Annotated in this window: 17 protein-coding genes; 7 read left to right on the top strand and 10 right to left on the bottom strand. The window is 43.7% G+C overall.

The window, feature by feature from the left end; translation table 11 throughout:
• Positions 1 to 157 precede the first annotated feature (157 nt).
• Both BCT34_RS14465 and BCT34_RS14460 read right to left on the bottom strand, forming a co-directional pair.
• Entirely contained in the window at positions 158 to 1966 is a 1809-nt protein-coding gene (locus BCT34_RS14465; protein ID WP_076656916.1) for a DUF3413 domain-containing protein, read from the bottom strand.
• 28 nt (positions 1967 to 1994) lie between these two features.
• Entirely contained in the window at positions 1995 to 2222 is a 228-nt protein-coding gene (locus BCT34_RS14460; RefSeq protein ID WP_004740674.1) for a YejL family protein, read from the bottom strand.
• 84 nt (positions 2223 to 2306) lie between these two features.
• Here BCT34_RS14460 and yejK point away from each other — a divergent pair, with 84 nt between their 5' ends.
• The 3 genes from yejK (at position 2307) to BCT34_RS14445 (ending at position 6036) form a co-directional block, all read left to right on the top strand.
• Positions 2307 to 3311 carry a nucleoid-associated protein YejK gene (gene yejK / locus BCT34_RS14455; RefSeq protein WP_076656917.1) on the top strand — a complete coding sequence of 335 codons (1005 nt, stop codon included), beginning with the start codon at positions 2307 to 2309 and terminating at the stop codon, positions 3309 to 3311.
• A gap of 105 nt (positions 3312 to 3416) precedes the next feature.
• On the top strand, positions 3417 to 4781 hold the full coding sequence (locus BCT34_RS14450) for an Hpt domain-containing protein (protein WP_076656918.1): 1365 nt from the start codon (positions 3417 to 3419) through the stop codon (positions 4779 to 4781).
• Positions 4782 to 4857: 76 nt separating this feature from the next.
• Complete coding sequence (locus tag BCT34_RS14445) at positions 4858 to 6036, top strand: chemotaxis protein (protein ID WP_076656919.1); 1179 nt, start codon at positions 4858 to 4860, stop codon at positions 6034 to 6036.
• 96 nt (positions 6037 to 6132) lie between these two features.
• On the opposite strand, the gene nhaC is transcribed toward BCT34_RS14445, so the two are convergent.
• Positions 6133 to 7569 (bottom strand): Na+/H+ antiporter NhaC, encoded by a 1437-nt coding sequence (gene nhaC, locus BCT34_RS14440; RefSeq protein WP_076656920.1) that lies wholly within the window; start codon positions 7567 to 7569, stop codon positions 6133 to 6135.
• A gap of 501 nt (positions 7570 to 8070) precedes the next feature.
• Here nhaC and asd point away from each other — a divergent pair.
• Positions 8071 to 9189 carry an aspartate-semialdehyde dehydrogenase gene (asd, locus tag BCT34_RS14435; protein ID WP_076656921.1) on the top strand — a complete coding sequence of 373 codons (1119 nt, stop codon included), beginning with the start codon at positions 8071 to 8073 and terminating at the stop codon, positions 9187 to 9189.
• Between the two features lie 409 nt (positions 9190 to 9598).
• On the opposite strand, the gene BCT34_RS14425 is transcribed toward asd, so the two are convergent.
• Together BCT34_RS14425 and BCT34_RS14420 are read right to left on the bottom strand one after the other, a co-directional pair.
• A complete protein-coding gene (locus tag BCT34_RS14425) occupies positions 9599 to 10441 on the bottom strand; it encodes an ion transporter (RefSeq protein WP_076656999.1) in 843 nt (280 codons plus the stop codon).
• 150 nt (positions 10442 to 10591) lie between these two features.
• The gene (locus BCT34_RS14420) at positions 10592 to 11230 is read right to left on the bottom strand and encodes a YchE family NAAT transporter (RefSeq protein WP_076656922.1); all 639 of its coding nucleotides are present in this window, start codon (positions 11228 to 11230) and stop codon (positions 10592 to 10594) included.
• 638 nt (positions 11231 to 11868) lie between these two features.
• Between BCT34_RS14420 and adhE the strand changes: the two genes are divergently transcribed.
• Positions 11869 to 14574: a bifunctional acetaldehyde-CoA/alcohol dehydrogenase gene (gene adhE, locus BCT34_RS14415; RefSeq protein ID WP_048659757.1), complete on the top strand. Its 2706-nt coding sequence runs from the start codon at positions 11869 to 11871 to the stop codon at positions 14572 to 14574.
• Between the two features lie 190 nt (positions 14575 to 14764).
• Here adhE and BCT34_RS14410 read toward each other — a convergent pair whose 3' ends face one another.
• The 3 genes from BCT34_RS14410 to sodB all read right to left on the bottom strand — a co-directional run bounded on the left by BCT34_RS14410 (position 14765) and on the right by sodB (position 17039).
• Positions 14765 to 15448, bottom strand: a complete 684-nt coding sequence (locus BCT34_RS14410; protein WP_076656923.1) for an SDR family oxidoreductase — start codon at positions 15446 to 15448, stop codon at positions 14765 to 14767.
• A gap of 266 nt (positions 15449 to 15714) precedes the next feature.
• Entirely contained in the window at positions 15715 to 16218 is a 504-nt protein-coding gene (locus BCT34_RS14405) for a VC2046/SO_2500 family protein (RefSeq protein ID WP_277869194.1), read from the bottom strand.
• Positions 16219 to 16454: 236 nt separating this feature from the next.
• Positions 16455 to 17039, bottom strand: a complete 585-nt coding sequence (gene sodB, locus BCT34_RS14400; protein WP_060982275.1) for a superoxide dismutase [Fe] — start codon at positions 17037 to 17039, stop codon at positions 16455 to 16457.
• A 269-nt stretch (positions 17040 to 17308) separates the two neighbouring features.
• On the opposite strand from sodB, the gene BCT34_RS14395 reads away from it, so the two are divergent.
• Positions 17309 to 17647, top strand: a complete 339-nt coding sequence (locus BCT34_RS14395) for a Grx4 family monothiol glutaredoxin (RefSeq protein WP_004741702.1) — start codon at positions 17309 to 17311, stop codon at positions 17645 to 17647.
• A 97-nt stretch (positions 17648 to 17744) separates the two neighbouring features.
• The gene (locus tag BCT34_RS14390; RefSeq protein ID WP_076656925.1) at positions 17745 to 18374 is read left to right on the top strand and encodes a DsbA family protein; all 630 of its coding nucleotides are present in this window, start codon (positions 17745 to 17747) and stop codon (positions 18372 to 18374) included.
• 186 nt (positions 18375 to 18560) lie between these two features.
• On the opposite strand, the gene BCT34_RS14385 is transcribed toward BCT34_RS14390, so the two are convergent.
• The gene (locus BCT34_RS14385) at positions 18561 to 19886 is read right to left on the bottom strand and encodes a Na+/H+ antiporter family protein (RefSeq protein ID WP_076656926.1); all 1326 of its coding nucleotides are present in this window, start codon (positions 19884 to 19886) and stop codon (positions 18561 to 18563) included.
• 65 nt (positions 19887 to 19951) lie between these two features.
• On the bottom strand, positions 19952 to 20596 hold the full coding sequence (gene rnt, locus BCT34_RS14380; RefSeq protein WP_017061178.1) for a ribonuclease T: 645 nt from the start codon (positions 20594 to 20596) through the stop codon (positions 19952 to 19954).
• Positions 20597 to 20857: the final 261 nt, after the last annotated feature.

Raw genomic sequence — 20857 nt, 5'->3', positions numbered from 1 at the left:
ACCACTCAGCCATCCCTCCAGTGGCGTGAATAATATAAGGGGCAGAGGGTCTTGTAAACCCTTAATTTTCATAATTTTGTTTTGTTGCTTGTTTTCTAGTCATTCAAGACAATAAAAAAGGGAAGCCAATGGCTTCCCTTTTCTGTTTGCAGTTTATTTAGTCATTTTTTGTGTAAAAACGCTGTAGCTCAGTTAAGCCTTGCATCAACACAGGTAAGCGAGGGCTTTCGTTTTTCAAGCGTTTGTAATTTTGATCGTACAACTTGTAGTTACCAAACTTATCTAACACTGTTGTTTGCTGGTCGGTAACAAGAGCAAGCTCACGAGAGTCGCCCGCGAGAATCCACTTTCTCTTACGTTCATTAAACAGGCTACGGCCACTACTGAAATCCGTTGGATTCGAAGATACGCCCAATAGCTCTTGCATCAGCGTCACTGATACGTCTAGGTGACTCGAACGGTGCGTGTATTCAGAAGCAGACTTACCAGGCCAACTGATAAACAGTGGTACCTGTAACTGATAACGACTGTAGTTGGAATTAGCACCCCAGCTATTGGTTTTCGTTTCGTTAAACTCAGTACCATGGTTAGAGGTAATGATGACTACTGTATTGTCTGCGAGCTCTAAGCGTTCCAGTTCAGCATAGATTGTTGCTAACTGAGCATCGGCCGCTGTCGCTGATTGTTGATAGTCTGCAGCAAAACGTTCAGCTGTCGTTAAGGTCGAGTCTGATTCAGAGCTTGAATCGTAGCTCGCGAAGTTATCCAGTGTGGTCAGTTCAATAAAGTTAAACCAAGGGCGTTTAGCTTGCGGTGATTGAATCCAGTCAGACCAAGCTTTTATTGCGCTCTGGTCATCATAAGTTGCTTGTTCTGGCATAACATCACGGCCTCGGAAGATAATATCCGAGTAAAGTGCATCACTAAAGTTGTCGCCACTGAAAGCAGCAAACTTATAATCGTGATTCTCTAAAACATCGAGCAACACTGAACTTGACCCTTGAGCTTCGATACTGCTTGCGTAGCTGCTTGGTAGGCCATAGAACAAGCCGAAAATACCAAACATATCGTTGCTTGAACTGTAGTGGTTGGTGAAGTTGATCGACTGCTGTGCGTAGGCATAGCTATTTGGCATCGCTGTCGCATTCAGTGCGTCAGAGCGAAGGTTGTTCACACTCACCATCAGGATATTAAGATCATCACTGCGGCGGTTGTATTGAATTTGTTCTAGCGGGTAGCTAACTAGGTTTACATTACTTTTATTCGCTTCCAAACGCTCGAGGTATTCTTCACGGTCTAAAAGACCATGTTTTTCCATAAAGCTTTTCGCTGTCATTGGGTAAGACAGTGGGAAGTTCGCTTTCTGGCTAGTAATTGGGTTATAGAAGTACGCATCAGCCCACATGTAGGTTAAGTGGCTGCTGATGAAACACAAGAAGAAGACCGCAGTAATCGGACGGCCAATGTGTTTATGAGACAGTTTACGCTGCTTACGCCAAACCCACTCAGACAGACCTAGCTGTAATAAGAAGATCAATGGCATAACGATGAAGAGATGTTGCAAATCAGACGTGAATGCAGATTCCTCTCCACTGAATAAAACCTCCCACACGACAGGCGTCAGGTGGAGGTTTATATTTTGATACGTTTGGGTATCAATCAGTAGGACAGTTAAACCTATGGTTGCGAAAATGACGGCAACCAAACGTAATAACTTCCTCGACGGAAGAATAAAAGTGAGCGGGAACAGCACTAACAGGTAGAGCGCGAACACTAAAAAGCCAAAATGACCAACCCACGATGCAGCCAAATAGAATTGACCTAGCAAGGTTTCTGGCCAAGCAGATTGAGTAATATAACGAGTACCAATCAACATCGCAGCAATGATGTTGAAAAATGCAAACCAGTGACCCCAGCCAACTAGGCGAGATACACGATCGCTATATGAGTTTGCGCTGTCTACCATTTATAATTCTTTTATCCGTCAATCAAATTTAGTGAGACTTTTTATCTTCAAGAGAAGAAATTAAAGCCTCGGCAAATTTTTCAGCAATTCCTTTGCGTTGTGAAGCAGCAACATTCTGATTTAAGACATTGGTTGCGATATTTCCAGCGATCATCAGTGAAAGTTCTGGTGAAGCTTTGTGCTTAGATAGTACAGCACCTACTTCAGCTAGGATTTTTTCAACTTGTTCATCTGTGTATTTAGATATAATCGGCATAAGGACTCTAATAATGATAGTAAAAGCGGCTTATGATAACCTACTATGCACGACAACTGAAACCTGAACGGTAATATTTTCACTATGAGCCTTCACCTTTCCAACGTAATTTTACACCAGCTGAGCAAGAACGATCAGGATGAGCTGATTGTTAACTATCGTGCTGAATCTCTAGAGAACGATGCTTCATCTGAAAGCCTAGTTGCTGAACTTCACCGTGTTTTTAACTCAAAAGCGGGCAAAGGGTTTGGTTCTTTCAAATCTGACAGCGAATTCCAGCAGTGGTTGCATCAACTTCGTGCTGGTGAGACAAACTTTTACGATTTTTCTCAAAAGAGTGCGCAACGTCTAAAAGACGAACTATCAAAGTACCCATTCGCTGACGAAGGTATCTTGGTAATGGCTGAATATCAGTCACTTGCGACAGATTGCCTTTTCATTGGTTTGTTGCCTTCAAACCAAAGCCTAAAGGTAACCGAAGGGCTAGATATCAGCGCGACTGACTACTTAGATATCTCAAAAATGGATATCGCGGCTCGCCTAGACCTTTCTACTTATGAGACTGACAAAGAGTCAAACCGTTACTTAACTTACATTAAAGGACGTGTTGGCCGTAAAGTCGCGGATTTCTTTTTAGATTTCTTGCAAGCAGAAGTGGGCCTGGATGCGAAGCAGCAAAACCAAGTACTGATGCAAGCTGTTGAAGATTTCGTTTCTGACTCTAAGTTAGAGAAAGAAGAAGCAATCAGCTACAAAAAGCAGGTTGCGGATTACTGTAACGAGCAGCTTAAAGCGGGCGATGAAGTGCAAGTTCGTGAACTTTCTGGTGAGCTGCCAGCAAGCACAGATGGTACCAGCTTCTTTGACTATACTAGTGAGCAAGGCTACGAGTTAGAAGACAGTTTCCCAGCCGATCGCGCAACTATGCGTAAACTAACAAAATTTGTTGGTGCTGGTGGCGGTTTGAATGTTAGTTTTGATAGTCTGCTTCTAGGCGAACGTATCTTTTACGATCCGGAAACAGACACGCTAACGATTAAAGGCACACCACCGAACTTACGTGACCAACTGACTCGCAATAAGTCATAGTCCGAAGTTAACGGATAAAAGCGGCAGCAGGATGTTGTCGCTTATTTTGTGCTTAGTCTTTTAGCTACTGTCATGGCTTCAAGTTAACACGCACAAGGAATATAGATGGAACAATCAGTAGCAAAGCCCAAACGCTTTAAAAAACCGGCCACCTTCTTGGTTGTGCTCTTGGCTCTGTGGCTACTTCCTTCATTAGCTCTCCTTAATCTAAGCCGTTCCTACACCAATTCACTTGCTCAAATCGAAGAGCTCGGTATTCGAGTCAACGAGTTGAGGCAATCGCTTTATTTCTCAGAACCGCTTCGAGTTTCTCGCATCAATGATCTCGCACTCGATGCTCAGTTGGTTTATTCGATCCGACTGCAGATTGAATCAGACTTCCAACATGCTTTGTTTCGTCCTGATGTGAATCAACTGCTTTACGTAGCCGATCAGTTCTTAGAAAAGTTTGATGAGTTCATCCCGATCGAAAGCCAAGTTCAAGACATCGTTGATAATATTAAGAGCTTGCGTGCTGATAAAGAACTTTCCCCTAAGCTAAAACCGCTGCTCAACGAATTCGGAGTTGTTGTATTTGAAGCGATGTATTCTGACAGTCAAAGTTCGTCAGCGACCTATCGAGCCTTTGATTCCATTCTAGAAAAGTCTTACTCACTAGAAACCGAAGAACAAGATGCACTCCAACAGTTACTGGCTGATGCTTCTGCATTGTTGAGTGATTACGCTCAGCTTAACTATTTGGTCGATAAGATTAAGAAAAACTCAGTGAATGAACAGATCATTAAACTTGAAGCTGAGTTCCATGAGCGTCAATTCAACCTACTATTGGTGATGTTAGGCTTAAGCTTAATGGCGATGAGCGCGATAGTGTTGTGGAGCGTTAGGTCCAAAAAAATAATGGAAGAAGTAGACCAAGAACTTAGCTCTGAACCAGAAACCAATCCAAGTAAGGAAGAAGCTTCTGCTAGTAATGTTGTTTCCTCTGCGGTGCAACACGTAGATAGCGACGCTGTTGTATTCGAGGACACGTCAGCAAGCCATCAGCAGCAATCTATTCAACAACACTCTATTCAGCCCGCCCCAGAACAGGCATCAGTGGCAGAGAAGCAGATTGCCAGTGTCACAGATTCAAAGCCTGCGATTGATATTGAGGACATGTTAGAAACGCTCGATGGTGATGCTGAATCTGTCGAACTCTTGCTTGGTGTGTTTGTACAAGATCACGCAGGTGACTACGAAAAGTTTAAGTCTTTGCTGACCAAAGACGAAACCTCCGCTGCTCGCATTGTACATAGTTTAAAAGGTGTGGCTGGCAGTATTAAAGCGTCTCGATTAGCCATCATTGCTGCAAGCATTGAAATGACGATGAAGCATTCTCGAGCGATCAGTGAACATGATTTGGCTGAGCTAGAGCAGGCAATAAAAGCCTCTGTGGATTCTGCTCATGAATATTTAGACAGTCAGCATTAACTTTTACAAGAATTTTGACAATACTCTGACGAAGCGCTCATACAATCCGCGCCCTTAGTCTTTGTCAGAGGTTTATATGTTACGAGTTTCGTGTCGAAGTTGGATGGTGTTGGTGCTTAGTATTGTGCTAAGTGGTTGTTCTCTATTAGAAGTTAAGTTAGATAGTCAAACGACGCCTCTTACTCAACAAGAGTTGAATGCTCGGATCATGACGCGTGAATACGCTAAGATGTTTTTTACACGCGTAGAAGACTCGGCCGATCTCATCGCGCAATCTTACCCTGCTGATGACACCTTACATCAATCTTATGTTTTGCTTTGGAAGATCCACGCAGAGCAAGGCTTACAGCAAGCGGCTTACCAAACTTCCCCTATGTCTGCGTTAATTGACTCGTGGGTTTTTACTGCCCAAATGAATCAGTTTTATAGCCAAGGCGATGGCGCTGAGCTGTTCACGACAGATGATGCATTAGAGACTGCTCGTTTTCTTGACCAAGAAGCAGAGAAACTGGCAAAGGGTGTGTTGAGCTCGAGTGATTTCAAGAACAGCAAAGCGTTCGTTGCTCAGTTTGTTGCTAGCCACCCATTTAAAGACCTCACATTCAGAAGCACACCTGCATACCGTGAATGGTTAAGTTACCTTGGCAAAGATGAATCGCAAATAGTCCAGAGCTTGGGCACCATGCCAGAAGCAATGAGTGACGCCTCTGATCGTCTAAGCCTAATGGCAGACCAAACACCTAAACTGATGTCTTGGAAGGCAGAGCTGGTTGCGTTGAATAGTTCGCTAACAGGCGAGGATCTTTCGATGACTCTTGAAAGCCTTCGTCAAACATCAGCCAGCATGCAAGACTTCATTGAGAACAACCCAGAATACATGCAAACATTGGCTTCTATTATGTCGACAGAAATGCAGCCGTTGCTTAACGACCTTAGCGATAAAACCGACCAAAAGTTAGCGATGCTGAGTGATGAGCGTGTGGCATTAGAAAAGATGGTGACGCGCGAGAGAGAAGCATTGGTGGAGATGATCGAGAAAGAACGTATCGAGATTGCAGGTATTGTCACTTCAGAAAGAGAACTCTTCACGCAAGACCTTGATCGTGTATCCCAAGAAGTAGTGGTACTTGCAATAGATAAGCTGATGGAGTTGATCAAAGGTGTGATTATCTACTTCATCCTGTTTATCTTGGTGGTGTTCTTCGCACCGTTAGGCATCGGTTACTGGTTGGGTAAACGAACCGCCAGCAAATAAAAAATCAGCAGATAAGAAAAGAGCGCCTAGAGCGCTCTTTTTGCATTTATACCATTAACGTTTTCTTTGCGTTCTAACGCCCTGAACGATTAAGCACTAGGCTTGTTGCTTAGTTAGCTCTGCCGCTTCTTCAGTTTCAAGCGCTGGCGTTGTTGGTTCACACTTATCAACGAACCAACCCATGTAAGACGTTACGATAGTCACGATGATACAAATGAAGCTTAACCACATGAACGGTGCGTAAGACAGCGTCGCAACACCTAGAATACTCGCCATGTAGATACCGTTATCACTCCACGGAACCATACCCGACGTCAACGTACCACCAAACTCAGCATTACGAGATAGGTTCTTACGTTTGTAGCCTAAACGGTCGTAGTTTTTCGCACAGATTTTTGGTGTAAGGATTAACGATACGTACATTGCAGAACCGAACACGTTACCCATGAAAGCCGTACCAATTGTGCTAGTCGCTAGTGAACCTGCACTGTTTACGCGGCGCTCAAACACCTTAGCAATTGTCTCTAGCACGCCTACTTTGTCCAGTAAGCCACCGAAACCTAAACCAAATACGATAACCGCCACCGAACCAAGCATTGAAGACATGCCGCCACGGTTAAGAATCGAATCAATAAACTCGACACCAGATGAGATTGAGAACGGTGCCCAAGCCGTGTTGAATGCAGTTAGGAAGTCGATATCTTGGATCATGACTGCCCAGATAATACCCAACAGAGAACCAAAGCTGATGACCGGGAATGAAGGCATACGGAAAGCCAGTAAGCCAAGCACGATAAGTACCGGAACAAATGAGTAAGGCGTGATGTAGAACTGAACTTCCATCGCTTTGATTACAGAGTCGACTTGGCTCATGTCAACGTTGCCCGCGTAGTGGAAACCAAACGCAGTGAACATAATGCCTGTAATCACGTAGCTGATTAACGCAACCGGAAGCATACCCTTGATGTGTTCGACCACTTCAACACCAGACATTGAAGATGCCAGAATCACTGAATCAGAGAGCGGAGACATCTTATCGCCGAAGTAACAGCCCGACAGTACCGCACCAGCCGTGATTGGCGCTGGAACACCAAGGCCTTGGCCAATACCCATCATCGCGATACCGGCTGTACCCGCAGCACCCCAAGAAGTGCCGGTCGCCAATGCAGTTAGAGAACAGATGATCATGGTCGCTAAAAGGAAGATAGAAGGGTGGATAGCTTTCAGACCATAGTAAATGATAGTAGGTACGATCCCGCCTGAGATCCAAGTACCAACAAGAGCGCCAACGGCTAAAAGTATTAAAACCGCGCCTAAGCCATTGGATATTCCTTTGAGTGCTGCTTTTTCTAAGTCTTTGTATTGGTGTCCAAGACGAATACCAAGAACCATGATAATGAACCAGCCAATATACAAGGCAAGTTGAATTGGAAGGTCAAGTTTCGCAGTAAAGGAAAAAGCAAGGGATAGAAATAGTCCTAACGCGATGAATACCTGTAATAGGTTCGGTAGGCGAGTTTTACTCTGCTTCATAAAAGCCTCTTGTGATTTCGAGCATTTATAGTGCTTCGTTATAGTGTGTGGTGCAAAACGGACACTACAGTAATTAGTTTATTATATCGAAAAAATACATCCAAGTTGTGATATTTGACTGCTAACTGAGTTAATTGTGGTTTCATAATCTGAAATTTTGTTAAATTCATGATTGTTACATGTTGTAATCTGTCGCACGTTGTTTTCGTTTTGTAAAATAAAACTCTGATTAACCTTGATTTAAAAGCGGGATTTACTGTTTGTGACGAACGTCGACTTAGGCTTGTTTTGGCTAGGTAAATGTTTGAATCTGACGGTAATAGGGGCTTAATCAATGAGGTGTAGGTGGTATGTCGATACAGCGATAACTGCATGATTCATTACGTTCACTTAAAAGAAACGAAAAAGTTACACTTTTTGACAAAAAGCACTTGAGTTCTGTTTCTGAAAAACTTATAGATGGGGGAGAGCAATTTTTAATTTATACATGGAGAGTGAGCGATGAGAGTAGGTCTAGTTGGTTGGCGCGGTATGGTTGGTTCTGTACTGATGCAACGTATGGTTGAAGAGAAAGACTTCGACTTGATTGAGCCTGTTTATTACAGCACATCTCAGATTGGTATTCCTGCCCCTGTTCTAGGTGGCAAAGATGCGGGTCTACTTCAAGACGCTTTTGATATTGATAGCCTAAAACAGCTGGATGCTGTGATTACCTGTCAAGGTGGCGACTATACATCAAAAGTTTACCCAGCACTGCGTCAAGCCGGTTGGAAAGGTTACTGGATTGATGCGGCTTCTACTCTGCGTATGGACGCTGATTCTATCATCACTCTTGATCCTGTTAACTTGGCTCAAATTCAGCAAGGCATTCACAGCGGCACTAATACTTTCGTTGGCGGTAACTGTACAGTGAGCTTGATGCTGATGGCTCTGGGCGGCCTTTACGAGAAAGGCATGGTTGAGTGGATGAGTGCCATGACTTATCAAGCGGCTTCTGGCGCAGGTGCTAAGAACATGCGTGAGCTTATCTCACAAATGGGTGTGATCAACGACAGCGTAAGTTCTGAGTTAGCGAATCCTTCAAGTTCAATTCTTGATATTGATAAGAAGGTTGCGGATACGATACGTTCATCTTCATTCCCAACAGACCAATTTGGAGCTCCTCTTGCTGGCTCTCTAATCCCTTGGATTGATGTGAAACGTGAAAACGGTCAGAGCAAAGAAGAGTGGAAAGCCGGTGTTGAAGCGAACAAGATTCTTGGTCTAGATGGTCAGCCAATCCCAATTGATGGTACTTGTGTACGAATCGGTGCAATGCGCTGTCACGCTCAAGCACTGACGATTAAGCTTAAGCAAGACGTGCCAATGGACGAGATCGAAGAGATCATCGCGACTCACAATGATTGGGTTAAAGTGATTCCTAACGACCGCGACATCACGGCACAGGAGCTAACACCAGCGAAAGTAACAGGCACTATGTCTGTACCAGTAGGTCGTCTACGTAAGATGTCTATGGGTAACGACTTCCTAAACGCCTTCACCGTGGGTGACCAACTGCTTTGGGGTGCTGCAGAACCACTACGTCGCACTCTGCGCATTATCCTTGCTGAGAAAGTATAATCGAAAGCTCTTTCTATTAAGAAGTTAAAGCAGGCTCTACTCTTTGTGAATGCTTAGCTTTGTGAGAGACAAAGGCCGGTGTTAACACATCGGCTTTTTTGATCGCGGAAGGTTGATTAATTTCACTCGCGATTTCACTTAAATCTTCTCGTTGGAATGGGACAAGGAAGAGATCCCAACTCGTTCGTTCCTCGCTCTTGAGGATGACGTTTTTCTCCTAAATTAAATTGCGTCATTCCCGATAGCGACGAAGGAGTGTAGTCGGGAATCTCGTTTTGGCTCAGTGAACAAACATCAAAAAAGGTGACGATAAACGCCACCCTTTGAGTATTTTTGTGTCACATACTCAAATCACGAAACTGCTCTTAAATCTTTTTCGCATCTCGCTACTCGAATCCCGCATCTGCTTTTATTTCTCTTCAGTCACAACACGCTTATCTGGATCGGCTAGTTCGCTAGCGCAGTGTTTGCAATACATGGCGTCAGAGTCATGACCAGCACGATTACAGTTAGGGCATTTTACCAACTCTTTGTGTGAGTTCATTTCATTACTGAGTTCGGCCGTAATAATCCCGGTTGGTACCGCTAAGATAGAGTAACCCAATAGCATGGTCAGTGATGCTATGGCTTTGCCGATTGCAGTTTGCGGAACCATGTCTCCGTAACCAACAGTTGTGATCGTCACAATCGCCCAGTAGATACTGTGGGGAATACTAGTGAAGCCATTTTCTGGGCCTTCAATAACAAAGATCAGAGCGCCAAAGATCACAACCAAGATGCCGACTGTACTGAAGAAGATGAGAATTTTTCGTCTTGCCATTAATAGTGAGCGCAACAGAATATTGGAATCTTGAAGATAACGAACCAGCTTTAGGATTCGGAAGATACGCATTACACGCAGCAGTCTCACCACACCCATAAACGACGCACCAGGGAAGAAGATCGCTAGGTAGGTCGGAAGAATCGCCAATAGGTCTACGACACCATAAAAGCTGGTGGCGTAAGATTTTGGTTTTGGAGAACAATAGAGTCTTAACAAATACTCTAGAGTGAAGAGCGCAGTAAAGGTGTATTCAATATAACGCAGCTGTTGTGACCATTCAGTCATGACATGAGGTATCGACTCTAAGATCAGGACTAACAGCGAAGCCAAGATTGCAACGATCAGTGATATATCAAATGCGCGTCCGGCTGGGGTATGAGTACCAAAGATAATGACGTACAAATGATGCTTGAGTGGCTTGCGTGACATAAGGAGAGGTTCATCTTCTGTTAAATGCATTAACAGTCATTATACAAGCTTCATAATAACGAGGCGAGTGAAAGCCCATTTGCTTTACTCGCCTCGTTTCTATTTCAATTTTGGTTGCCTATTTTAGAACAACTTAAACGCCGTTAACTGTTATGCCAAACCTGGGAACAGATTACGTAGGCCATTGGCGATGAACTCGATGCCCAATGCGCCAAGAATCAAGCCCATGATACGAGTGATGACGTTGATACCTGTCTGACCTAAAAAGCGAACGATAACTGGCGCTGAACGGAACAGGAGCCAAGAGCACGTTGCGAATGCGATGATGCTAATACCAATACCGATCGTATCAATCGCAGCTGGATAGCGAGATCCATAAACAATGGTCGAGCTGATTGCACCCGGACCTGCCATTAGCGGCATAGCAAGTGGAACAACACCGATTTGCTCTTTACTGATGTATTCAGATTTCTCTTGTTTGTTCTGCTTATCTTCACCGAGCTTACCGCTCATCATCGAGAATGCGATGCTCAGTAATAGCAAACCACCTGCAACACGAAAAGAGTCTAGCGAGATACTAAACATATCAAGAAGCATTTGTCCCGCAACAAGCGAGACAATTAGGATCACGGCAACTGCAATGTTTGCTTGTAAGGCCGTCCTGTTCCTCTCTTCTGGCGGCATATGAGCAGTAAGAGAAACAAAAACAGGCATGATGCCGATTGGGTTTACGGCAGCAACAAGCCCAAGGAAGAATTGCATAAAAATTGCGAGTTCTAAGCCTTGCATGAGAGCGATCTCCAGTTAGCGTACTTAAGGTTGAAGGTTTGATCTGTGAATAGTCTAGGCGCGTAATGTAAGGGACAAACTCAATTTGCACGAATGAAAAAAACTAACCTGAAATAGGTGTTTTTTTTTAGAAAAACTAATTGAATCTCACTTTTGTAGTGGCCTTGTTGCAAGCTAGTCGCTAGTGTTTCATTTTGTAACTTCTTATTGGGTAACTGTTAACCAACGCACGAATTTAATAAAAATTATGTCAGAATCTAGCCCGTGAAACGGTATGGATATACTCTCAGTAGCACGAATATAGCTGTATACATGTAATTTAACGGACTAAAAATGAAACTTTTTTACAGTTTATGATGCTATGTAGAAATTAATTGTCTGTTTGCTTGTTTTTTGCTCTAACGATAAGTGTGATTTAAATCTATATAAATCATGTGTTTAGTGGTAGTTTTGCGATTGCGTTACTACTTTCTGGTTAATTCTTTTTGGGTAACTGATCTGGGTCAATTTTTTTCACACAGTGAAATAATATACTCAGCCCTGAAAGCAATTTACTAAGAACGCTGTTGTTTAGTATTAAAGGTAAGCAGCGAATTTAATAAAAAGTTTTTAATATTTATTATTTTAGGAGATCCACCATGCCTGTAACTAACTTAGCGGAACTTGATGCTCTAGTAGCTCGCGTTAAAGCAGCACAAGAAGAGTTTGCAACATTCTCTCAAGAGAAAGTAGACGCAATCTTCCGCGCAGCTTCTCTTGCTGCTAACCACGCTCGTATCCCACTTGCTCAACAAGCAGTTGCTGAATCTGGAATGGGTATTGTTGAAGATAAGGTTATCAAAAACCACTTTGCATCTGAATTTATCTACAACAAATACAAAGACGAAAAAACATGTGGCATCTTAGAAGAAGATGACAACCTAGGCACAATGACTATCGCTGAGCCTGTAGGTATCATCTGTGGTATCGTTCCAACAACGAACCCAACTTCTACAGCAATCTTCAAATCTCTAATCTCTCTTAAGACACGTAACGGCATCATCTTCTCGCCACACCCACGTGCAAAGAACTCAACTAACGACGCAGCGAAACTGGTTCTAGACGCAGCTGTTGCAGCTGGTGCTCCAAAAGACATCATCGGTTGGATTGACCAACCATCTGTAGAGCTTTCTAACGCGCTTATGAAGCACGACGGTATTGCACTTATCCTTGCTACTGGTGGTCCAGGCATGGTTAAAGCAGCATACTCTTCTGGTAAGCCTGCTATCGGTGTTGGTGCTGGTAACGTTCCTGTAGTTATCGATGAAACAGCTGACATCAAACGTGCTGTAGCATCTATCCTTATGTCTAAAACATTCGATAACGGCGTTGTATGTGCTTCTGAGCAAGCTGCAATCGTTGTTGGCGAAGTATATGACGAAGTTAAAGAGCGTTTCGCTTCTCACAAAGCTCACGTTTTATCTAAAGCTGACGCTGATAAAGTACGTAAAGTGCTTCTTATCGACGGCAACCTAAACGCTAAAATCGTAGGTCAACCTGCTCCAGCAATCGCTGAAATGGCTGGTGTTAAAGTTCCTGCTGATACAAAAGTACTTGTAGGTGAAGGTCTTGGTAAAGTTTCTTACGATGACGAATTCGCTCACGAGAAACTATCTCCAACTCTAGGTCTATTCCGCGCTGACGACTTCGAAGACGCAGTTGCTCAAGCGGTAACTATGGTTGAAATCGGTGGTATCGGTCACACATCTGGTCTTTACACTAACCAAGATACTAACGCAGACCGCATCCGTTACTTCGGTGACAAGATGAAGACGGCTCGTATCCTAATCAACATCCCGACTACTCACGGTGGTATCGGTGACCTGTACAACTTCAACGTTGCACCTTCTCTAACTCTAGGTTGTGGTTCATGGGGTGGTAACTCTATCTCTGAGAACGTAGGTCCTAAGCACCTTATCAACAAGAAAACTGTAGCGAAGCGAGCTGAAAACATGTTGTGGCACAAACTACCTAAGTCTATCTACTTCCGTCGTGGTAGCCTTCCAATCGCAATGAGCGACCTAGAAGGTAAGAAACGCGCATTCCTAGTAACTGACCGTTTCCTATTCAACAACGGTTACGCAGATGACGTAGTTAGCCTGCTTAAAGCACAAGGCATCGAAGTTCAAACTTTCTTCGACGTAGAAGCGGATCCAACGCTATCTGTTGTTGAGAAAGGCGCTGAAGCAATGAAGAGCTTCCAACCTGACGTAATCCTTGCTCTAGGTGGCGGTTCTCCAATGGATGCTGCTAAGATCATGTGGGTTATGTACGAGCACCCAGAAACTCACTTCGAAGAACTAGCAATGCGCTTTATGGATATCCGTAAACGTATCTACAAGTTCCCTAAAATGGGTCAAAAAGCTGAGCTTGTATGTATCACTACAACTTCAGGTACGGGTTCAGAGGTTACTCCATTCGCTGTTGTTACAGACGACAAGACTGGTGCTAAGTACCCACTAGCTGACTACGAAATCACGCCAAACATGGCTATCGTTGATGCGAACCTAGTAATGAACATGCCTAAGTCTCTAACAGCGTTCGGTGGTTACGATGCAGTAACTCACGCTCTTGAAGCTTACGTATCTGTTCTAGCGAACGAATACTCAGACGGTCAAGCTCTTCAAGCTCTTAAGATGCTTAAAGAATACTTACCATCAAGCTACAAAAATGGTGCGGCTGACCCAATCGCTCGTGAGAAAGTACACAACGCAGCAACTATCGCTGGTGTAGCATTTGCGAACGCATTCCTAGGTGTGTGTCACTCAATGGCTCACAAAATTGGTGCTGAGTTCCACCTACCACACGGTCTTGCTAACGCACTACTTATCTCTAACGTTGTACGTTACAACGCGAACGATAACCCAACTAAGCAGACTGCATTCTCTCAGTACGACCGTCCACAAGCACGTCGTCGTTACGCTGAAGTTGCTGACCACCTAGGCCTAAGCCAAGCTGGTGACCGTACTGCTCAGAAGATTGAACGTCTACTGACTTGGTTAGAAGAGCTTAAGAAAGACCTAGACATCCCACTATCTATCCAAGCTGCGGGTGTTAACGAGTCTGACTTCATTGCTAAACTAGACGAGCTAGCTGTTGAAGCGTTCGATGACCAGTGTACAGGTGCTAACCCACGTTACCCTCTAATCACTGAGCTAAAAGAAGTTCTAACAACTTCTTACTTCGGCCAACCATACGTTGAAGGCGAAACTTTCGAAGGTACTACAGTTATCCTTAAGAAAGCAGACCAAAAGCCAGCTGAAGCGAAAGCACCAAAAGCTAAAAAAGAAAAAGCTAACGCATAATAAGTAAGCATTAGTTTTGAGATAAGTTTTCGCTAGCACGAACCTTATCTATCGGGAAAAGTTTAAAGCCCCAGTCGAAAGACTGGGGCTTTTTTTATGTTTGCTGCCTGCTCTACGCGGCTTGAAAGGCTAGACTTACGTCACTCGATTAGAAATGAATGGCTTAAATGTGCTTGGCATCGGGGAAGAACTAAACCTCAGCTGCTACCACTCGTCCACTAAAGTAATCATTAGAGACGATGTATTCCGTTGTTCTGGTCAGTTCATCTTGCAGCTGCGCCCAGTGGCATCGGTTGAGTTTGCCATCGGAATTATGGACAGCAGGGACAACACCGCCAACTCGAATACCAAATGGAGTCAGTTCTTTGGCCCAGCTATGGGTAAAGCCGGTAATCATTGAGTTCGCACTCTCTAAGCCGGACACATCATGAAAGTCATCATGAGATATCACATTCACAATCACGCCTTCTTTCTCCTCTTCTCGCAAGCGTTCAGCACTGATTTGCCCAAATGCGAAAAGAGTCGTAGCCATAGAAGAAAGATCATTGATAAAGCTACTGACAGGCTGATCGCCAATTAGGCTTGGCATAGGGGAGCTTATCCAATTATTGACCAATACATCGGGCGTAGTGTTGAAGGTGGTTTGAATAAAATCAAACACGCTGAGAATCGATTGGTTGTCATTACTTTTGAGCGTGTAATGGTAAACCGAGTCAGAAAAACGGGCACATTGTAAATAGGTCGCTTGAAGTGCTTCCGTGTCTTTATCACAGAGGATGACGGTGGCTCCAAGGTTAACAAAGTGGTTCGCAATTGTCCCTCCGAGGCGCGAACCTGCAGATGTCACCAATATGATTGAGCTTTTTATTTCCATCCCAACACCTAAATAAATCGTCCATGAAGGATAAGGATGGGTTAAATTTCATACAATGGGTGTGAAGAGGTTCAAACTAAGGCGTGCTAATTGATAAGTTTTTATGAACTTAGTGGCAGCTCACATTTCGCAGTAACTTCAAGTAGTAATCGGCAACTCGTAATTCATGTTCACCCAAGGCTAGTGGTTCATATTACTCATGTGAATACTTAAGAGGCGTGATCTAATTAAGAATATAGGGGAAAACGAGGAAAGGTAGGTGACCGCTATACTTGAGCTTGTATTTGATACTGACGCTGGGCAGTTGATAGTTCATTGTAGAGCGTAGCAAGTGGCAAATCAGGTAACTGCTTGTTTGCCAATTTACGTCGATCATGACCTGAAAGGTTTTGATAAATTTCTTCGGGTAAGTCGGCCGTATCTTCAGGCATGAAGGCAAGCGCTTCAGGCTTTAAATAGTGGCAAAGTTTGGCACTCGCAAGGCTAGCTTGATGAAAATGATTAGATTGCTGAGCTGAAATCTCATACGACGATTGATTTGAACGCAATGGTTGTGGTTCTGCTACGCCAAATTGTTTGCGCAGGCGGTCTTCAGTTGTCTCAGTGATTTCAATGGTGTCAATTGGCGTGCAATCACGAACATCATTAGAAAACATAGATAGCAGCAACGCGAAATCTGCACGGCGACCTTGCTCAACCGCTTGGCTGATCCCGATGCCGAACTTCAGTTCGTTGATGATTCCCGCTTTGTCTAAAGTATGTATTTGCATGATGCCTCTCATTGAATACACCTTTAACGGCATGGGGTCGGCAAACTTTAGTGTTTAATTACAGGCAAATAGAGAATTTACGCAAGGTGTAGAGGAACGGTCGAGAAGTAAGCTTTATTGGTGGGTTTATTACGCAATGTCTAGATTTGTGGAATACGACAGAGACAAAAAAGCTCACGCCGAGGCATGAGCTTTCAATAGATAACTCGCTATAAATAGCGCAGCGTCAGTAATAATTACTTAGCTAGGTTCTCTTCTACGAAAGACCAGTTTACTAGGTTCCAGAATGCAGCCATGTAGTCAGGGCGAACATTGCGGAAGTCGATGTAGTAAGCGTGTTCCCATAGGTCAACAGTTAGAAGTGGAGTAACACCTTCTTCTGTTAGAGGAGTAGCAGCGTTAGAAGTGTTAACGATGTCTAGAGAACCGTCAGCTTTCTTAACTAACCAAGTCCAAGAAGAACCGAAGTTGTTGATTGCTGAATCAGTGAATTTTGCTTTGAATTCTTCGAAAGAACCGAATGCAGTGTTAATAGCTTCTGCAACAGCGCCAGTTGGTTCGCCGCCTGCTTTAGGAGCAAGACAGTGCCAGTAGAACGTGTGGTTCCAGATTTGAGCAGCGTTATTGAAAACACCACCAGTAGAAGTCTTAACGATCTCTTCTAGTGTTTTGCCTTCAAACTCAGTACCTGGGATAAGACCGTTTAGCTTAACAACGTAAGTGTTGTGGTGCTTACCGTGGTGGAAATCTAGCGTTTCTGCTGAGATGTGTGGTTCTAGCGCGTCTTTCGCGTAAGGAAGAGCCGGTAGTTCAAATGCCATTGCTCAATTCTCCATTGATATGAAAGAGTTAACTCTTTCGATTGCTTCCAGTGATATTATTATTCATGGCTCGCTATACTGCCAACCACGGTCAATTTGCTGACTTGCGATATAGTTTAGCAAGTTTTTACTTTATTAAAAGCTTATTTCATCACTTTTGTGTGAATTGTTAGCTTAGCTTGTTAACCGCTTTTTTTATATGGTTTTTATTCTTTTAGTTTGGGGTAGAATAAAGGCAATAAAAGCCGTAATCCATTAACGAGGAAGCAATGGAAACTATCGATAAAATCAAACAGCAAATTGAAGAAAACACTATTCTACTGTACATGAAAGGTTCTCCTAAGCTACCTAGCTGTGGTTTCTCTTCTCAAGCGTCTCAAGCTCTAATGGCATGTGGCGAAAAATTTGCTTATGTAGATATTCTACAAAACCCTGATATTCGTGCAGAGCTTCCTGCTTACGCACAGTGGCCAACTTTCCCACAACTTTGGGTTGAAGGTGAGCTAATCGGTGGTTGCGACATCATTCTTGAGATGTTCCAAAAAGGTGAACTTCAACCAATCATCAAAGAAGCGGCTGCTAAAGTTGCTGGCGATGACGCTGAGTAAGTTCCAGCCTTTACGCTGAACAGTAAAATGAGGGGCCTTAATCAGGCTCCTTTTTTGTTTGAATTGATCGAATCATTGACTCGATAAGGAATGAACGATGAACGTAAAACTTCATTATGTGCATGATCCAATGTGCAGCTGGTGTTGGGGTTACAAGCCAACACTTGAGTTATTGAAACAGCAATTGCCTGCGAGCATTGAGTTTAACTACGTAGTAGGTGGGTTAGCTCCTGATTCTGATGAGCCAATGTCAGAAGAGATGAAGAGCAAGCTGCAAGCTATCTGGAAGCAAATTGAGGCCAAACTAGGTACAGAATTCAATCACGAATTTTGGACTGAGTGCCAGCCCGTTCGCAGCACTTATCCTGCTTGTCGCGCTGTGATTGCAGCCGGTTTCCAAGACCACTATGAAGCGATGCTTGAAGCGATTCAACATGCTTACTACCTTCGTGCGATGCTGCCTCATAGCCAAGACACACATCTGCAGCTAGCTGAAGAACTAGGTATGAATGTTCAACAGTTTGAAAATGACCTTTCAAGCAAGTTGTTAGAAAGTGAGTTAGATGATCAGTTAGGCTTTAAAGAAGCAATGGGTGTATTTTCTTACCCGACATTAATGCTTGAAGTGAACGGGATCTTTAGTGAAGTTGAATTAGATTATCACTCAACTGAAGCAACACTTAAGTCTATTCGCGAAATTCTAGTGAGTAATGCTCCCACAGTATAATTCAGCGAGAGTTGTATTTATTGACGCAATGATTTCTGAGGCTTACTCATAAGAGTAAGCCTTTTCTTTTGTCTGACGTATGCTGCTTAACGAGATAGCGAGGCATGAGAAATCCCGGATATAAAAAGACCGCACGAGGCGGTCTTTATAAAAGTTAGCGTAGGATTCTTTAACGACAGAACCTAATTACAGAACCATGGCTGCAATCCAACCGAATACGATCAGTGGGATGTTGTAGTGCAGGAACGTCGGTACTACGGTTTCCCATACGTGCTCGTGTTGACCATCAGCATTTAGACCAGATGTTGGACCTAATGTTGAGTCAGAAGCCGGAGAACCCGCATCACCAAGTGCTGCTGCCGTACCTACTAGAGCGATGGTTGCCATTGGCGAGAAGCCAAATGCTGCTGCTAGCGGAACGTAGATAGTTGCAAGGATTGGAATCGTTGAGAATGAAGAACCAATACCCATAGTCACCAATAGACCAACAATGAGCATAAGTAGTGCTGCTAGAGGCTTGTTGTCACCGATGCTGGTTGAAAGTGCTTCAACCAAAGATTCAACGCCGCCAGTTTGCTTCATTACTGCCGCAAAACCTGCCGCTGCAATCATGATGAAACCGATCATTGCCATCATGTGAACGCCCTTGGTGAAGACGTCTTGCGTCTCTTTCCAAGCAATTACGCCACCGAAGGTAAATACCATGAAACCAGCAAGTGCACCGATGATCATAGAACCTGTTGATAGCTGAACCGTTAGTGCTGCAACGATACCCGCTGCCGCCACTAGGATGTGCTTCTTGTTGATCTCTTTCACTTCTGTTGAAACAACAGTGTGAGAGGTTTCTTTGTATTGACGAGGCTTACGGTAAGTAAAGAATACTGCCGTTAGCAAGCCGAAGATCATACCCGCAGCCGGTAATAGCATTGCCATAGGTACTTGGCTAGCTACTACGTTTTCAAGACCATTGTCATGAAGGTTTTTAAGCAGGATGTTGTTTAGGAAGATACCACCAAAACCAATCGGCAAAACCATGTAAGGCGTAATCAAACCAAAAGTCAGCACACACGCAACCAGACGACGGTCTAGGTTCATTTTTGCGAATACGCCTAATAGAGGTGGGATTAAGATTGGGATGAAGGCGATATGCACTGGAATCACGTTTTGCGAAGACATGGTCACTAAGATCAACGACGCAAGGATGCCGTATTTTAGACCAGTCGACGCTGCACTGTTCTCTTTGCCGTGAATGCGTTTGATAACACTTTGAGCAAGGAGATCTGTGATACCAGATCGAGAGATAGCAACAGCGAATGTACCAAGCATGGCGTAGCTAAGTGCGATAGTTGCACCGCCGCCTAATCCACTTTCGAAAGCCGCGACAGCATCGTTCACGCTCATACCAGAGGCTACGCCACCGATAATGGCACTGAACGTCAGAGCAACGACTACGTTTACGCGCATCAAAGCTAAAACAAGCATGATGCAAACTGAAATTACAACAGGATTCATATTATTCTCGGGATGTTGTGTTTTTTATGAAGGCAATACGAACAAACGTTTACCGACTCTATTTTTTATTCTTCGTCAACAAGAGGCCAACCACCAAGGGCTTTCCATTTGTTTACTATGCCGCAAAATAACTCTGTGGTTTTTTGCGTATCATACAAAGCAGAGTGTGCTTCTTTGTTGTCAAATTCCATCCCTGCAGTGCGGCAAGCTTTAGCCAAAACGGTTTGACCGTAGGCAAGACCACTAAGAGCTGCAGTGTCAAAAGTTGCAAATGGATGGAACGGGACGCGTTTAAGCTTACAGCGCTCACTTGCCGCATTAACGAAGTTCAAATCGAATGTAGCGTTGTGAGCAACCATGATTGCACGACTGCAATCTGAAGCTTTTTGTTCTTTTCTCACTAGCTTGTAGATTTCTTTAAGGGCTTCTTGTTCCGACACAGCACCACGTAATGGGCTAAATGGGTCTTTAATTCCGTTAAAGTCTAATGCTGCCTGCTCTATATTTGCGCCTTCAAAAGGCTCAATGTGAAAATGAAGCGTTGATGCAGGGTGCAGATCTCCGTTTTCATCCATTTTTAATGTAATGGCACAGATTTCTAATAATGCATCGGTTTCAGCGTTAAACCCTGCGGTTTCCACGTCGATGACCACTGGAAAATAGCCGCGAAAGCGTTTTTTTAGGGTCAGAGCTTCGTTTTCTACAGTCATGTTAGCCCAAATAAGTGTGATTAAGGCTGCATTATTGCAGATAATAGCAGTGATAAAAACTAGGGGAGGGCAATAAATCATAAATTAGCCACTCCATTGCGGCTTGATAATTGCATATTTAAACGCGAGAGAAAAATGCGGCAATTGGCTGCATTGTTAAACGAATTGCTTAAGAGATACTCCACTTTATGAAGAAACAACTCATAACAGGTTCAATGCTATTTTCGCTTCTTATGTCGTCATGTTTTGGAACAATAAAGT

Origin of the sequence: Vibrio sp. 10N.261.45.E2 (assembly GCF_002875705.1) — a bacterium.
Taxonomy (GTDB): Bacteria; Pseudomonadota; Gammaproteobacteria; order Enterobacterales; family Vibrionaceae; genus Vibrio.
Note: the sequence above shows the minus strand (reverse complement) of the source record. Positions and strands in the feature narration are given on the sequence as shown.

Coding starts and splice junctions, on each gene's coding strand:
- BCT34_RS14465 (WP_076656916.1), bottom strand. CDS start 1,966: ATGGTAGACAGCGCAAACTCATATAGCGATCGTGTATCTCGCCTAGTT.
- BCT34_RS14460 (WP_004740674.1), bottom strand. CDS start 2,222: ATGCCGATTATATCTAAATACACAGATGAACAAGTTGAAAAAATCCTA.
- yejK (WP_076656917.1), top strand. CDS start 2,307: ATGAGCCTTCACCTTTCCAACGTAATTTTACACCAGCTGAGCAAGAAC.
- BCT34_RS14450 (WP_076656918.1), top strand. CDS start 3,417: ATGGAACAATCAGTAGCAAAGCCCAAACGCTTTAAAAAACCGGCCACC.
- BCT34_RS14445 (WP_076656919.1), top strand. CDS start 4,858: ATGTTACGAGTTTCGTGTCGAAGTTGGATGGTGTTGGTGCTTAGTATT.
- nhaC (WP_076656920.1), bottom strand. CDS start 7,569: ATGAAGCAGAGTAAAACTCGCCTACCGAACCTATTACAGGTATTCATC.
- asd (WP_076656921.1), top strand. CDS start 8,071: ATGAGAGTAGGTCTAGTTGGTTGGCGCGGTATGGTTGGTTCTGTACTG.
- BCT34_RS14425 (WP_076656999.1), bottom strand. CDS start 10,441: ATGTCACGCAAGCCACTCAAGCATCATTTGTACGTCATTATCTTTGGT.
- BCT34_RS14420 (WP_076656922.1), bottom strand. CDS start 11,230: ATGCAAGGCTTAGAACTCGCAATTTTTATGCAATTCTTCCTTGGGCTT.
- adhE (WP_048659757.1), top strand. CDS start 11,869: ATGCCTGTAACTAACTTAGCGGAACTTGATGCTCTAGTAGCTCGCGTT.
- BCT34_RS14410 (WP_076656923.1), bottom strand. CDS start 15,448: ATGGAAATAAAAAGCTCAATCATATTGGTGACATCTGCAGGTTCGCGC.
- BCT34_RS14405 (WP_277869194.1), bottom strand. CDS start 16,218: ATGCAAATACATACTTTAGACAAAGCGGGAATCATCAACGAACTGAAG.
- sodB (WP_060982275.1), bottom strand. CDS start 17,039: ATGGCATTTGAACTACCGGCTCTTCCTTACGCGAAAGACGCGCTAGAA.
- BCT34_RS14395 (WP_004741702.1), top strand. CDS start 17,309: ATGGAAACTATCGATAAAATCAAACAGCAAATTGAAGAAAACACTATT.
- BCT34_RS14390 (WP_076656925.1), top strand. CDS start 17,745: ATGAACGTAAAACTTCATTATGTGCATGATCCAATGTGCAGCTGGTGT.
- BCT34_RS14385 (WP_076656926.1), bottom strand. CDS start 19,886: ATGAATCCTGTTGTAATTTCAGTTTGCATCATGCTTGTTTTAGCTTTG.
- rnt (WP_017061178.1), bottom strand. CDS start 20,596: ATGACTGTAGAAAACGAAGCTCTGACCCTAAAAAAACGCTTTCGCGGC.